At 74.6% G+C, this 13,602-nt stretch carries 16 protein-coding genes; 5 read left to right on the top strand and 11 right to left on the bottom strand.

Annotated elements, in window-relative coordinates; all coding sequences use genetic code 11:
- Nucleotides 1-13 precede the first annotated feature (13 nt).
- Entirely contained in the window at nt 14-382 is a 369-nt protein-coding gene (locus tag V6U79_RS14335) for a DUF6401 family natural product biosynthesis protein (protein ID WP_334528208.1), read from the bottom strand.
- 164 nt (nt 383-546) lie between these two features.
- Between V6U79_RS14335 and V6U79_RS14330 the strand changes: the two genes are divergently transcribed.
- On the top strand, nt 547-996 hold the full coding sequence (locus V6U79_RS14330) for a hypothetical protein (protein ID WP_334528206.1): 450 nt from the start codon (nt 547-549) through the stop codon (nt 994-996).
- On the opposite strand, the gene V6U79_RS14325 is transcribed toward V6U79_RS14330, so the two are convergent.
- The gene (locus V6U79_RS14325; protein WP_334528204.1) at nt 993-1,205 is read right to left on the bottom strand and encodes a hypothetical protein; all 213 of its coding nucleotides are present in this window, start codon (nt 1,203-1,205) and stop codon (nt 993-995) included. The genes V6U79_RS14330 and V6U79_RS14325 overlap by 4 nt on opposite strands.
- Before the next feature lie 162 nt (nt 1,206-1,367).
- Here V6U79_RS14325 and V6U79_RS14320 point away from each other — a divergent pair, with 162 nt between their 5' ends.
- Complete coding sequence (locus V6U79_RS14320) at nt 1,368-2,627, top strand: MFS transporter (protein ID WP_334614910.1); 1,260 nt, start codon at nt 1,368-1,370, stop codon at nt 2,625-2,627.
- Between the two features lie 49 nt (nt 2,628-2,676).
- Here V6U79_RS14320 and V6U79_RS14315 read toward each other — a convergent pair whose 3' ends face one another.
- The 6 genes from V6U79_RS14315 to V6U79_RS14290 all read right to left on the bottom strand — a co-directional run bounded on the left by V6U79_RS14315 (nt 2,677) and on the right by V6U79_RS14290 (nt 8,225).
- Nucleotides 2,677-3,258, bottom strand: coding sequence for a TetR/AcrR family transcriptional regulator (locus tag V6U79_RS14315; RefSeq protein ID WP_334534197.1), 582 nt, complete (start codon nt 3,256-3,258; stop codon nt 2,677-2,679).
- A gap of 13 nt (nt 3,259-3,271) precedes the next feature.
- Nucleotides 3,272-5,683, bottom strand: a complete 2,412-nt coding sequence (locus V6U79_RS14310) for a PEP/pyruvate-binding domain-containing protein (RefSeq protein ID WP_334614909.1) — start codon at nt 5,681-5,683, stop codon at nt 3,272-3,274.
- Between the two features lie 185 nt (nt 5,684-5,868).
- Nucleotides 5,869-6,129, bottom strand: a complete 261-nt coding sequence (locus tag V6U79_RS14305) for a hypothetical protein (RefSeq protein WP_334534202.1) — start codon at nt 6,127-6,129, stop codon at nt 5,869-5,871.
- A 128-nt stretch (nt 6,130-6,257) separates the two neighbouring features.
- Nucleotides 6,258-6,719 (bottom strand): SRPBCC family protein, encoded by a 462-nt coding sequence (locus V6U79_RS14300; protein ID WP_334534205.1) that lies wholly within the window; start codon nt 6,717-6,719, stop codon nt 6,258-6,260.
- Between the two features lie 52 nt (nt 6,720-6,771).
- Nucleotides 6,772-7,188: a DUF2795 domain-containing protein gene (locus V6U79_RS14295; protein ID WP_334534208.1), complete on the bottom strand. Its 417-nt coding sequence runs from the start codon at nt 7,186-7,188 to the stop codon at nt 6,772-6,774.
- A 53-nt stretch (nt 7,189-7,241) separates the two neighbouring features.
- Nucleotides 7,242-8,225 carry a YihY/virulence factor BrkB family protein gene (locus V6U79_RS14290; protein WP_334534211.1) on the bottom strand — a complete coding sequence of 328 codons (984 nt, stop codon included), beginning with the start codon at nt 8,223-8,225 and terminating at the stop codon, nt 7,242-7,244.
- Nucleotides 8,226-8,383: 158 nt separating this feature from the next.
- On the opposite strand from V6U79_RS14290, the gene V6U79_RS14285 reads away from it, so the two are divergent.
- On the top strand, nt 8,384-8,806 hold the full coding sequence (locus V6U79_RS14285) for a ChaB family protein (protein WP_334534214.1): 423 nt from the start codon (nt 8,384-8,386) through the stop codon (nt 8,804-8,806).
- Nucleotides 8,807-8,865: 59 nt separating this feature from the next.
- Here V6U79_RS14285 and V6U79_RS14280 read toward each other — a convergent pair whose 3' ends face one another.
- The gene (locus V6U79_RS14280) at nt 8,866-10,299 is read right to left on the bottom strand and encodes an aldehyde dehydrogenase family protein (RefSeq protein ID WP_334614908.1); all 1,434 of its coding nucleotides are present in this window, start codon (nt 10,297-10,299) and stop codon (nt 8,866-8,868) included.
- Between the two features lie 72 nt (nt 10,300-10,371).
- Between V6U79_RS14280 and V6U79_RS14275 the strand changes: the two genes are divergently transcribed.
- Complete coding sequence (locus tag V6U79_RS14275) at nt 10,372-11,976, top strand: phytoene desaturase family protein (RefSeq protein ID WP_334614907.1); 1,605 nt, start codon at nt 10,372-10,374, stop codon at nt 11,974-11,976.
- 4 nt (nt 11,977-11,980) lie between these two features.
- On the opposite strand, the gene V6U79_RS14270 is transcribed toward V6U79_RS14275, so the two are convergent.
- Together V6U79_RS14270 and V6U79_RS14265 are read right to left on the bottom strand one after the other, a co-directional pair.
- Entirely contained in the window at nt 11,981-12,748 is a 768-nt protein-coding gene (locus V6U79_RS14270; RefSeq protein ID WP_334534223.1) for a polyprenol monophosphomannose synthase, read from the bottom strand.
- 89 nt (nt 12,749-12,837) lie between these two features.
- Complete coding sequence (locus tag V6U79_RS14265) at nt 12,838-13,287, bottom strand: SRPBCC family protein (protein ID WP_334614906.1); 450 nt, start codon at nt 13,285-13,287, stop codon at nt 12,838-12,840.
- A gap of 123 nt (nt 13,288-13,410) precedes the next feature.
- Between V6U79_RS14265 and V6U79_RS14260 the strand changes: the two genes are divergently transcribed.
- Nucleotides 13,411-13,602 (top strand): hypothetical protein (locus V6U79_RS14260; protein ID WP_334614995.1); only part of this gene is annotated, 192 nt, incomplete at its 3' end.

The raw sequence follows: 13,602 nt of genomic DNA, 5'->3' as shown, positions 1-13,602 counted from the left end.
CCGGGGGCGGCGGCTACGCCGCTTCGAGGTGCCGGGGGTCGAGCGTGCGGGCCAGGGCGCAGACCGCCAGCAGGCGGGTGAGCAGCCAGTCCGGCTCCGTCCAGTCGGGCGACCCGACCGGAGGGGTCCAGCCGTGCTCCACGGCCGCCGCGCGCACGCCCTCGGCGTACCCGGCGAGGGCGGCCGGGGTCAGCGGGCGACGGTCGCCGTCCAGGCTGTCGCGGATCGCGGCGGCGTGCTGGTCGACCAGCGCGAGCAGGCCCGGGCGGTTGGCTGCCGCGGCGAGGCCGTCGGCCCCGACCGAGGCGGAGAGCAGGGCGAGGGCGGTCCGCGCCGAGGCGGCGGCGGTCCGGGTCGCGACCTGGGAGTACGGCACACGCATGGGACCCGAGGCTAGTCACCGGTGGGCCCGGCGGCCTCGGCCGCTCGGCCGGTACCGGTCCCTCTTCCGGTCGGCGGGCCTCCCCCGCGGGGATTGACCCGGCGTACCCGGGGCAGAAGGAGTACGGCGCGCGATCGGGCGTAGCCGGCACCGTGGAGGGACGGATGGGACAGCACGAGGACGGCCCGGACCAGCGACACCGCCGCCCCGACGGGGTGAGCGACGAGACGGTGGCCGCGCTGGGCAAGCTGAGCGAGGCGCTGGAGACGGTCGAGCGGGCCCGTGGGCACCTGTACTCCCTGCACCAGCTGATCGGGCACGCCGACCTGATGCTCGACGACGCGGTCGAGCTGTTCCGGTCCGCGGGCCACGACGCGATCGCGGAACGGATCTCCACCGAGCTGCTCGGGCGCAACGTGATCGCCGGGCGCTGGACCTTCCAGATCGTCGAGGACTTCGACGACAACTACCACGCGGTCTTCCGCGAACTGGACCGCGACGCCCGGGACGAGCTGGTCGGCGGACGCCGCCACCTGTACGAGGCGGAGATGAAGGAGCGGCGGCGGACCCGGGGCCGGCCGGGGCACGAGGCCCGCCCCGGCAGCGGCGGCTAGTCGACGGTCGGCGCGTCGGCCGGCCGGCGCCGGCTGGCGTCGTCGGCGATGATCACGGTCGCCACCATGAGCGCGACGCAGAGGCTGAACAGCCACGAGTCGTCCGAGGCGAACCTGGCGGAGACCGGAGCCTGGAGCGCGGCGAGCAGGAAGCCGAGCCAGGCGAGGCGACGCTGACGAGGGGTGAGAAAGCCGGAGCCCTGTTGCATCCCGAAAGTCTCGCGCGACGACCTCGGCTTGCCGTCAGCCGAACGGCGGATTCTGGATGGCCTGTCCGGATTACTACCCGTCCGGGCGTTCCATCTTGCCGGTTCGGGGGAGGCGGCCACCGGCGGGAGTCGTTCTCGACGGATGCGGCAGGATGGGCGACCATGTCCTCCGCACCACCCCGCGCCTCGCTGCTCCTACTGGCCTACCTCGCCTTCGTCAGCCTCGGGCTGCCCGACGGGCTGCTCGGGGTCGGCTGGCCGTCGATCCGCGCCGACCTCGGCGTACCGACCGAGGCGGTCGGGCTGCTGATCACCGCCGGCACCGTCGGCTACCTCACCTCCAGCGTGCTGGCCGGCTTCACCCTGGCCCGGCTCGGGGTGGGCTGGTTGCTCGCCGGCAGCACCCTGCTGGCCAGCCTGGCGCTCACCGGGTACGCCTCGGCGCCCGCCCTGACCGTGCTGGTCGGCTGCGCGCTGGTCCTCGGGCTCGGCTCCGGCGCGATCGACTCCGGGCTCAACGCGTACGCGGCCGGCGCCTTCGGCCCGCGCCACATGAACTGGATGCACGCCTTCTTCGGCCTCGGCGTGGCGATCGGCCCGCTGATCATGACGGCCACGATCGGCGCCGGACTGAGCTGGCGCTGGGGGTACGGCGTCACCGCGGCGGCCCAGCTGGTGCTGGCCGGTGCCTTCGCGCTCACCGTCCGCGCCTGGCGGGACCGGTCGGCGGCGACGCCCGCGCCGACCCCGCCGGTCCCCGCCGGGCCGGCCGGCGGCCCGGCGTCGGCCGCACTGGCGGCGGGCGGGCCGGTCACCGGGGCGGCGGTGGCGCTGGCGGACCAGCCCGTGCGGGTACGCGAGACGCTGCGGCTGCCGGCCGTCTGGCTCGGCGCCCTCGCCTTCGCCGTCTACGTCGCCATCGAGATCAGTGCCGGGCTCTGGGCGTTCCTGCTGCTCACCGAGGGGCGCGGGTTGCCCGCCGCGACCGCCGGCCTCTGCGTCTCCGGCTACTGGGGCAGCCTCTTCGTCGGCCGGGTGGTGCAGGGGCTGGTGGCCGAGCGGCTGGGGACCGGGCGGGTGCTGACCGCGAGTCTGCTCGGGATGGCGGCCGGTGCCCTGCTCATCGCGTTGCCCGGCTCGGGCTGGCTGGCCGTCGCCGGCCTGTTCCTGCTGGGCTTCGCCGCGGCGCCGGTCTTCCCGCTGCTCACCCTGACCACGGCGGAGCGGGTCGGGGCGGCACACGCCGACCGGGCCATCGGTCTCCAGATCGGGGCCTCCGCGATCGGTGGCGCGCTGATCCCGGCCGGGCTCGGCGTGCTGCTCGGCAACACCTCGCTGAACCTGCTCGGTGCGGCGCTGACGGTCCTCGCGGTGGTGCTGCTGGCCCTGCACGCCCTGTCCCGGCGGTCGCCCGCCGCCTGAGCGGCGCGGACGGCGCCGCCGCTTGAGCGGCGCGGACGGCGCCGCCGCCTCAGGCGGGCGCCGGCGGGCCGAAGAGCAGGTCGAGGTGGGTGTCCAGCGCGCGCAGCGCCTGCTCGGCGGTGTACTGCCCGCCCAGCAGGTAGAGACCGAGCCCCTCCATGAGCGCCAGCAGGCCGGCGGCGGCGTCGTCCGGGTCCGGGACCGGCAGGATGCCGGAGACGAAGGCGCTCAGCTGCGCGGTCTCCGTACGTAGGCCGGTGGCGGCGGCCGGTCGTACCGCGGTGTAGGCGAGGAAGGCCAGGGCCACCCGTCCGTCGGCGCGCGTCTGCTCGTCCAGCGGCAGCAGGGCCGCGATCATCGTCCGCAGCAGCAGCCGGGGGGCCGGGTCCTCGCCCAGCCGGGAGAGCGCGGCGGTGACCCGCGCCTGACCGCGTTCGCGCACCACGTCCAGCGCGAACGCCATCATCTCGTCCTTGGTGCGGAAGTAGTGCTGCACCATCCCCGCCGAGACGCCGGCCTCGGCCGCGACGTGGCGCAGGCTGACCGCCTCGAGGCCCTGCTCCGCCGCCACCCGCATCAACGCGTCGGCGATGAGCGTGCGGCGCTCCTGGCGGTCGACCTTCTTGGGCATGGCACCGATGCTTTCACAGTGCGATCGCATCGGTGACGGTGACGGTCCCGGCCGCACCGTCCACCGTGACGATCTGCCCGGTGGAGATCCGCCGGGTGGCGTCGGGCACGCAGATGACGGCGGGGATGCCGTACTCACGGGCCACGGTCGGGCCGTGCGCCATGATCGCGCCGGTCTCGGTGACCAGCGCGCCGGCGGTGAGGAACAGCGGGGTCCAACCGGGATCCGTGGTCGGGGCGACCAGGATCTCGCCCGGTTCGATGTGGGCGGTGCCCGGGTCGTGGACGACCCGGGCGGGCCCGGTGACCCGGCCCGCCGCCGCGCCGACCCCGGTCAGGGTGCCGTCCGTGGCGGGCGGCGCCGGCAGGACGGCCTCGACGTCGGTCCCGTCGGACAGCAGCGCCACCGGCACGGCCCGGCGGCGCAGCTCCCGCCGGTGCACCGCCCTGCGCTCGGCGACCGTGTCCCGGTGGTCGGCGCCCTCGTGCACGGCGGTGTGCACCTCGTCGAGGGTGAGGAACATGATGTCGTCGGGCTGGTCGAGCAGCCCGGCTCCGGCGAGGTCGACGCCGATGAGCAGCAGTTGCCGGCGCATCTCCCGGAGCTGGTACAGGCCGGCGAACTTGCCCGCCTCGCGCAGGCCGGCCAGCGACCGCGCCCGGCGCAGGAGGAACCCGGCGATCCGGCCGCGTACCGGCCGGCGGCGGCGGGCCCGTGCGACGAGTTCGCGCAGGGTGGCTTCGGCCGTCGCGGCGGCCTGCGCGAAGCGCCGGTCGGGCGCCTGCCGCGGATCGGTGACCCGCAGGTAGTTGGCGAGCACGGCGAAGACCGGTGCCGGGTCCTCGTCCCAGCGGGGCACCCCCAGGTCCACCTCGGCCGCCCCGCGGTGACCGTACGCGGCGAGGAACGCCGCCAGCCCGATGTCGGGCAGCGTGCCGTGCCGGTAGCGCGCGGCCAGCTCCCGCGGCGGTGTGTCGAGCAGCAGCCGGCGGTGTTCACCGGCGCCCCGGGCGAGCCGCCAGAGCGCCAGGTTCATTTCGATGGTGACGTTGTGCGGCATTCCACCCAGGATGGTGTGGATCTCGTCCGGGCCGGCGATGCCCTTGAGGAGCTGGGCGGGGAGCGCGGCGGCGAGCATGCCGGCCACGATCGGCCAGACGAGATCGTCGGGACTCTCGTCCGGCTCCTGCGCCCGCACGAAGCGCAGCCGGTCGGCGGCCGTCCGGACCTGCTCGGGCGCGGCGGCGTCGAGCCGCAACCGCTCGATCGCGGCGAACATCCGGCTCCGCGCCAGGTCGGGCCGGGCCAGCGCCCGTACGATGCCGGCCACCGCCCGGCCGGCCGTCCGCGCCGACGGTCCACCCGCCCGGACCCCGCCCGCGTCGCGCGTCGGGGCGAACCGCGGATCGGCCAGGACGTGCCGCATGACCGCCTGGGCCCGCGGTCCGAAGTCGACCGCCAGCAGCCGGACCAGTTGCCGCCGGCCGGACCGGCTGCGCGCCATGTCGGTCAGGTCGCCGTAGAGGCGTCCCCCGATGTCCACGATCTCCGCCCTGATCCCGAGCGGGGCGAGCATCGCCGAGACCAGCGACTTCAGGCTGGACATCCCCATCGGGGTGACCGGCTGGAGCATGCCCTGCACGTGGCCGAATTCGAGGTAGACCCGGGGGAGGGGCTTGTCGGTGGCCGGCGGGGCCGGGAACAGCGTGGTGATCGGCCGGGACTGGAGCAGCCACAGGAGGCCCTGCCGGTCGATCGCCCACTCCACGTCCTGTGGGCGGCCGAAGTGGCGCTGGAGGCGCTCACCCACGGCTCGTAGCTCGGCCAGCCGCGCCGGCGGCACGCAGCCCGCCTCGTCGCGCGCCGACCCGTCGAGGAGGTAGTGGTCCACGGTGGCGGCGCCGTCCACCACGGTCGTGCCGGGACCGGGAGCGGCGTCGACCAGCATCTCGGTGCGGCAGCCGGTGACCGGGTTCGCGGTGAACAGCACCCCCGCCACGTCGGGGGCGATCATCCGTTGCACGACGACGGCCATCCGTACCGCCGTGTGGTCGACGCCCCGGGCGTCGCGGTAGGCGGTCGCGCGGGTGTTGTGCAGCGAGTCCCAGCACTTCGTGATCGCGGCGAGCAGGTCGGCGGCGCCGGTGACGTCGAGGACGGTCTCCTGCTGCCCGGCGAAGCTCGCGTCGGGCAGGTCCTCCGCGGTGGCGCTCGAGCGCACCGCCACCGGCCCCGCGCCGAGCCGCCGGTACGCGTCGAGGATCTCCTCGCGGGGGAGCACACCCAGCCGGTACGCCTCGGTGGTGACGCAGAACCCCGCCGGGACCCGTTCGCCCCGCCGGATCAGCTCACCCAGGCCGGCCGCCTTGCCGCCCACCAGGTCGACCATGTCGGCCGTCGTCTCCGACAGCGCGATCACCCGCATCCGCGGTCTCCCGTCTTCGCAATACGTCCGCATCGCATCCCACCGTAGCCCCTTTGCAATGCGACTGCAATGCAAAGGGGCTCACGGTCGGTGCGATCAGCGCATCGGCGCAGACGTCGTCGCCCGCCTCGTCGGGCGGTGGTCGCCCCGGGACGGCCGGACGGCCGCACCCGGGACGCGGTCGATCACATGTTGTCGGGGCCGGTCCGCCCGGTGGTGGACGGGCGGTACGCCCGATCCGGGTCGGTCATCTCGCGCCGCGCGGCCGTCCCGGCACCCCGGTCCGCCGCCTCGGGGCCGTGCCCGAAGGCGGCCTCCTGCCCGGCGTCGTTGCCCGTGACGTCGTCGGCCTGCCCGTCGAGGGTGGAGCGGGCGACCGCCCGGTCCAGCTCCTCCAACGGCGTCTTCTGATCGTCGCGCCACACCCTGTCGTCGTTGTCCGTCATCCCATCGCGGTACCCCCGGCCGGTGATCGCAAACGGCCACCCGCCAGCCGCGACCCGGCCCGCAACGGGCGACGGCCGCCGGCAGGAGCCGGCGGCCGTCGACGGACGTGTGGTCCGGGGGAGAGGGATCAGGGCTGGGGCCGGTCCACCTTGCCGCGCCAGGCCCCGGTCTCCTGGCCGCGCCGCTCGATGAACTGCTTGAAGCGCTCCAGGTCCCCCTTGGCCCGACGGTCGACCACGCCCAGCTTGTCGCCGGCCTTCTCGACCACACCCTGCGGCTCGAAGTCCATCTGCAGGGTGACCCGGGTCTGGCCCTCGTCGAGCCGGTGGAAGGTGACCACGCCGGCGTGGTGGCTGCCGCCGGTCGACTTCCAGGCCACCCGCTCGTCGGGGAGCTGCTCGGTGATCTCGGCGTCGAACTCACGCTTGACCCCGGCGATCTCCACCGTCCAGTGGGTCATCGTGTCCGTCACCTGGCGGACCTCCTCCACCCCTTCCATGAAGTGGGGGAACTCCTCGAACTGGGTCCACTGGTCGTACGCCGTCCGAATCGGGACGCTGACGTCCACGTGCTCGATCACGCCGCTCATGAAGGTTCCTCCTCTGCGCGCCGGTACTGCTGCGAATCACGGGCCGATCCGGTCACCAGCGCGTCGTCTCGTTCTTGTGCCCGAGCGCGGCCCACACCTCGGAAACCGTCTGGTAGCGCGTGCCGTCGGGCAGCCGCTCCAGCTCCGCGACGACGTCGGCGGGCGCATCGTTGTCGCGAGCGTTCGCGATCAGGCCCTCCCGGTCGCCAGGCAGGGCCGACAGGGTGATGTACCGGCCGAGCCGACTGCGCCGCTCCACGTCCTGGGAACTCATCCCCTTCGGGGCGCCGCTGCGCGTTTCACCGCCCGGGACCGTGGTGGCGCCCGGCTGGTCCTCGCCGGCCGGCTCGGCCTCGCGGAACTCGTCGACGCGCGAGCCCCCGGTGCCCGGCCCCTGCAACAGGCCGCTCACCTCCTGGCTCATCTGCTCGTCGAGCCTCGGTCCGTGCTTGCTGTTGCCACGCTCCATGCCCTCTGTGCTACCCGTGGTGGCCCTGAAGAAACGCCGAATCCGGCACCTGGTCACGAATCGGCGGGGGCCTTCGGCGGCAGCACCGGCTCGCCCGGGTCCGCCGCGCCGGCCTGGAGCACCCGGCCCCGCTGGAGCTCGGCGTTGATCTGCACGCCGAACATCAGCGCGCAGTTGGACAGGTAGAGCCAGACCAGGAAGGCGATGACCGCGCCCAGGCTGCCGTAGGTCACGTCGTACGAGCCGAAGTTGGCGACGTACAGGCCGAAGCCAAAGGAGGCGACGATCCAGGAGAGCAGCGCCACCGCTCCGCCCGGGGTCAGCCAGCGGAACCGCGGCTGCTGGACGTTGGGGGCGATCCAGAACAGCAGGGAGAGCAGGACCATCATCACCAGCGCGAGCACCGGCCACTTCGCCACCGCCCACACCGTGCGGGCCAGCCCGCCGGCGCCGATCAGGTTGCCCACCGCGTCGGTGACCGGGCCGCTGACGATCAGGCCGGTGGCCACCACGGCGAGCAGGATCAGCGAGAGCCCGGCCAGACCGATCTGCAACGGGCGCAGCCGGTAGAAGGGCCGGCCCTCCACCACCCCGTAGACGGCGTTCGAGGCCCGGGTGAACGCGCCGATGAACCCGGAGGCCGACCAGAGCGCGCCGAGCAGACCGAAGCTGAGCAGCACCTTCGCCGAGCTCTGCTGGTCGACCACGGTGCGCACCACGTCGACGAAGCCCTCGTTGCCGACCACCGAGCCGGCGCCGACGTCGCGGGCGAGGTCCAGCACCGTGTCGACGGTCCGCTCCCCGTCGGAGACGAGGCCGACCAGGGCGACCACCACCACGGTCGAGGGGAACAGGGCCAGCACCCCGTAGTAGGTCAGCGCCGCCGCCCAGTCCGCGCAGTTGTCGTTGATGAAGTTCCGCCCGCTCCGCACCAGCGCGCCGCGCCAGGTCGACCAGCTCAGCTGGCGGACCCGGCGGGGCATCGGCAGCTCCGTCCGTCCGCCCGCGGCCGTGGTCGGCTCCGTCGTCGCTGCCATGCCCGCTCCTGTCGCCCCGGCCGCCGGCCGCACCAGCCGGCTCTCGCCTGGCCCCGCCGGTACCCCCTGCCGGAAATCGACAAACCCGACGCCGGAGTTTGCCGGTACCGGCCCGGGGAACCGTCAACGCAGAGGCAGCCGACGCGGAGGAGGACGAGATGCCCGGGCGCGAGGTGTTGCCCAGCACGCTGCGACGCTCTCCGGAGAAGGCGCAGCGCACCTGGGAGAAGACGCACGACTCGGCGGTGGACACCTACGGCGAGGGCGAGCGGGCGCACCGCACCGCGTTCGCCGCCGTCAAGCACGAGTTCGAGAAGGTGGGCGACCACTGGGAGCCCAAGGGACGCAGCGGTCCCAGCGACCGGCAGGCCGCCGGTGGCGGCCCCGAGCGCCGCGCTCCCACCGCCGGTGGGGTGGACGCCAACGCCAAGAAGGACCACCTGATGGAGGTGGCCCGCAAACTGGACGTCCCCGGCCGGTCCCGGATGACCAAGCCGGAACTGGTCAAGGCGATCGAGAAGGCGAACACCCGGCAGACCACGAAGGCCCGCGAGGAGTCCAAGGGCCGCCGCGGTCGCTGAGCCGGAGGTACGACGCGCCGGAGCCCGGGACCGCACGGTCCCGGGCTCGGGCGTAACGGTCACCAGTGGCCGCCGCCCGGGGCCTCGATGTGCACCGCCTTGACCGTGCTGAACTCGTCCAGCAGCTCCGGGCCGTACCCGAAGCCCTGGCCGCTGCCGCGGCGCGGCTGCGCGGCGCCGCCCGGCGCACCCCCGAAGACCGCGTTGACCTTGACCGTGCCGACCGGCAGCTCCCGCCAGGCCCGCTGCGCGTGACTCATCGACGGGGTGAGCACCGTGCCGGCCAGCCCGTACGGCGAGTCGGCCGCGCAGCGCAGCGCCTCGCTGAACGAGTCCACCACGACCACCGCCGCGACCGGCCCGAAGGTCTCCTCCCGCACCAACGTCATCTCGTGGCGACAGTCGGTGACCACGGTGGCCGGGTAGAACGCGCCCGGCCCCTCCGGCAGCGTCCCCCCGGCGCGCAGCGTCGCCCCCTCGGCCACCGCCGCGATCACCTGCCCGTGCACGTGGTCCCGGTGCCGCCGGTCCACCAGCGGGCCCAGCTCCGTCCCCGGGTCCCGCCCCGGTCCCACCCGCAGCGCCTCGGCCCGCTCCACCAGCGCGTCGACGAAGTCCTCGGCGAGGTCCCGGTGCACGTAGATCCGCTCCACCGCGACGCAGATCTGCCCCGCGTTGGCGAACGAGCCGACGGCCGCCTGACCGGCCGCCCAGACCGGGTCCAGCCCGGCGTCGACGATCAGCGGGTCGCTGCCGCCGTTCTCCAGCAGCGCCTTCGCGCCGGTCCCGGCGCAGGCCGCCGCGATGGCCCGGCCGGTCGCGGTCGAGCCCACGTGGGCGACCAGGTCCACCTGCTGCGCGGCCAGCGCCGCGCCCACCTCGGCGCCGCCGGTCAACAGCGACAGCACCCCCGCCGGCAGCGCGCCGTCGAGGACCTTCGTCAGCAGCCAGCCGGTGGCCGGGGTCCGTTCGCTCGGCTTGTAGAGCACCACGTTGCCGGTGACCAGCGCCGCGCCGAGCAGGCCGCAGGAGACCGCCACCGGGTCGTTCCACGGGGTGATCGCGGCGACCACGCCGCGCGGCTCCGGCGCCATGAAGTCGATCGCCGCCGACCCGCCGTGCAACGTCCGGCCACCCCGGACCGGACCCAGCTCGGCGTACTGTCGCAACGTGCCGATCCCCGCCTCCACGCCGCCCCGCGCGTCCGCGAGCGGCTTGCCCATCTCGGCGGTCGTCGCCGCGGCCAGTTCGTCGGCCGCCGCCGTGAGTGCGTCCGCGGCCCGGTGCAGCGCCGCCGCCCGGTTCGCCGCCGGCGTCGCCGCCCACTCCGCGGCCGCGCCCCGCGCCGCCTCGACCGCCTTGGCCACCTCGTCCGCCGTGGCCACCGGGACCACGCTGACCGGCGAGCCGTCGGCCGGGTCGTGCACCGTCAACTCCCCGCCCGCGCCGCCCGCGCCCCACACTCCGCCGATGAGCTGTTCAACCCTGTACATGCGGACGGGGATGCCCCGGTCCCGCCGAGGCAAACTCGTTTCGCCCGGTTGCTGGCCGGGTAGGCGGATCGGGTGATCCCGACCGGCGCGGAAGCCGCGGACGCCGTAGTCATCGGCGCCGGGCACAACGGACTGGTGGCCGCCAACCTCCTCGCCGACGCCGGCTGGGACGTGCTGGTCCTGGAGGCCACCGGCGCCCCCGGCGGGGCGGTGCGCTCCGCCGAGGTGACCGCCCCCGGCTACCTCAGCGACCTCTACAGCTCGTTCTACCCGCTCGGGTACGCCTCGCCGGTGCTGCGCCGGCTCCGGCTCGACCGGTACGGCCTGGAGTGGACCCACGCGCCGCAGGTGCTGGCGCACGTCATGCCCGACGGCCGGGCGGCGGTGCTGCACCGCGACCCGGACCGCAGCGCGGCGTCGATGGAGGCGTTCGCGTCCGGCGACGGGCAGCGCTGGCTCGACACGTACGACGACTGGCGGACCATCTCCCGGCCGCTGGTCGACGCCCTCTTCACCCCCTTCCCGCCGGTGCGCAACGGGCTGGAGCTGCTGCGCCGGCTGCGCACCGCGGGCGCGCTGCGGCTGGCCCGCCGGCTGGTGCTGCCGAGCCGGCAGCTCGGGCGGGAGCTGTTCCGGGGCGAGGGCGCGCCGGCGCTGATGGCCAGCTGCGCCCTGCACACCGACCTGTCCCCGGACGACGCCGGCTCCGGCGTCTACGGCTGGCTGCTGGCGATGCTCGGCCAGGAGGTCGGCTGGCCGGTGCCGGTCGGCGGGGCGCAGCGGATCACCGACGCGCTGGTCGCCCGGCTCACCGCCAAGGGCGGCCGGATCAGCTACGGCGCCGCGGTGGACCGGGTGCTGGTCGCCCGGGGCCGGGCGGTGGGGGTGCGGACCGTCGGCGGCGCGCTGTGGCGGGCCCGGCGGGCGGTGCTGGCCGACGTGCCCGCGCCCACGCTCTACCTGGACCTGGTCGGCGCGGACCGGCTGCCGCCCCGGCTGGTCGAGGACCTCGACCACTTCCGCTGGGACGGCTCCACCGTCAAGGTGGACTGGGCGCTGGACGGGCCGGTGCCGTGGACCAACCCGCAGGTGGCCGGCGCCGGCACCGTGCACCTGGCCACCGACGTCGACGGGCTGACCCGCTACGCCGCCGACCTGGCCTGCGGGCAGGTGCCGCAGGACCCGTTCCTGCTGGTCGGGCAGATGACCACCGCCGACTCGACCCGGTCACCGGCCGGCACCGAGTCGCTCTGGTCGTACACCCACCTGCCGTTCCGCCGGGACTGGCGCGCCGACGACGTGGCCGCGCACGTGGACCGGATCGAGGCGGTGCTGGAGCGGTACGCCCCCGGCTTCAAGGGCCTCGTCCGGGGCCGGTTCGTGGCCGGCCCGGCCGACCTGGAGGAGCGCAACCGCAGCCTCGTGGGCGGGGCGGTCGGCGGCGGCACCGCCGCCGCGTACCAGCAGCTCTTCCTGCGTCCGGTGCCCGGGCTGGGCCGGCCGGACACCCCGGTCGACCGGCTCTACCTGGCCAGCGCCTCGGCCAATCCGGGTGGCGGCGTGCACGGGGCGCCCGGCGCGAACGCGGCCCAGGCCGCGCTGGGCCGCGACCGTGCGGTGACCGGCGCCCTGTACGCGCGGGCGATCGGCCTCGCCCACCGGGCGGTGTACCGCTGAGCGGTCAGCGCTCCAGGTTGCGGTGCCGGGTACGCAGCTTGAACGGCATCAGCGCGCTCTCCACCTTGGTGGCGGTGGTCATCTTCGACGTGCCGTCGCGCCGCTCCTCGAAGCGGATCGGCACCTCGAGGATGGTGTGCCCCAGCTTGGTGGCGAGGTAGTGCATCTCGACCTGGAAGCTGTAGCCGTTGGACTGCACCCGCTCCAGCCCGATGTCACGTAGCGCGTCGGCCCGCCAGATCTTGAAGCCGGCGGTGAGGTCGCGGATCCGCACCCGCAGCAGGGTGTGCACGTAGAGGTTGGCCCAGCCGCTGAGCGCGCGGCGGTACAGCGGCCAGTTCTCGTCGAGCTGGCCACCGGGCACGTAGCGGGAGCCGATCACCACGCCGGCCTGGGTGGAGAGCAGCGCGCCGAGCATCCCGGGCAGCGCCTCCGGCGGGTGGGAGAGATCGGCGTCCATCTGGGCCACGTAGTCGGCGCCGCCGTCGAGCGCCCGGCTGATGCCGTCGACGTACGCCCGGCCCAGGCCCTCCTTGCCGGCGCGGTGCACGACCTGGATCCGGTCGGGGTGCTCGATGGCCAGCTTGTCCGCCACGTCACCGGTGCCGTCGGGGGAGTTGTCGTCGGCGACCAGCACCTTCAGACCGGGCAGCGGCAGCGCGAGGAGCCGGTCGACCAGCACCGGGAGGTTGCCCGCCTCGTTGTAGGTGGGGACCACGACGGTCAGGTTCGCGTCGCGCCACGGCGAGGGCAGCTCCACGGGTTCGATCATGACGGTCATCCTTAGTTTGCCGACAGCGTTCCCCCAAAGGGTAGCCAGCGGCCCTCGGCGACCTGCCGAGGCTCCCCGCAACCGGAGCGTCACCCGTCGGTACGCTCCGCCGCCTTCTGCCGGGTGGCGATGTCGGAGAGCCGGCTCAGCGTCTCCTTGTTGCGCTGGTGCAGCACCAGATCGTTGAGCTTGTTGCGGATCCAGCGCAGCGGGCCGGCGGCGAAGTCCTCGCCGATACTCACCCGGGTGGCGCCGTCGCCCACCGGCTCCAGGGTGAACACGACGATCGCCTCGCCGGCCGGCCAGAGCCCGGCCCGCAGCACCAGCTTGCGGGGCGGCTCGCAGGCCAGCACGGTCGAGGCGTCCTGCAACGACAACGGCCACGGCCCGGCCCGGTGGTGCAGCTGGGCGCCGACGGCGGGCCAGTGCTCGTCCACGTCGCGCACGTGCACCGTGCCGACCACCCAGTCGCTGTACGTCCACCCGTCGGCGAGCACGTCGAAGACCTGCTGCGGGGGCGCGTCTATCACTCTCTCCACAATCGCCACCGCCGTTCAGTACCCCGGCCGGTGCGGGCGCTAACGACGCGTTAGCTTCTCCGGGGCGACGGGTAACGTCGCTGCGGGTCCCGGGCGGCGATGCGGCGTACCGCCGGGTTGATGATGTTTACTCCCCGGGGCGCAGGGAACCCGCCGCCCGTGCGACGGGACCAGAGGGAGCCGGATCAGCGCAGGTCAGGCCGGGTGGAACCGGCGAATGACCGGGTCGCCGCCGGGCCGGTCCTGTACGATGCGGTGCTGCTGGACCGCGACGGCACGCTGGTCGAGGACGTGCCGTACAACGGCGACCCGGAG

The organism is Micromonospora psammae, assembly GCF_036902725.1.
Taxonomy (GTDB): domain Bacteria; phylum Actinomycetota; class Actinomycetes; order Mycobacteriales; family Micromonosporaceae; genus Micromonospora.
This window is presented reverse-complemented; position numbering and strand designations above follow the sequence as displayed.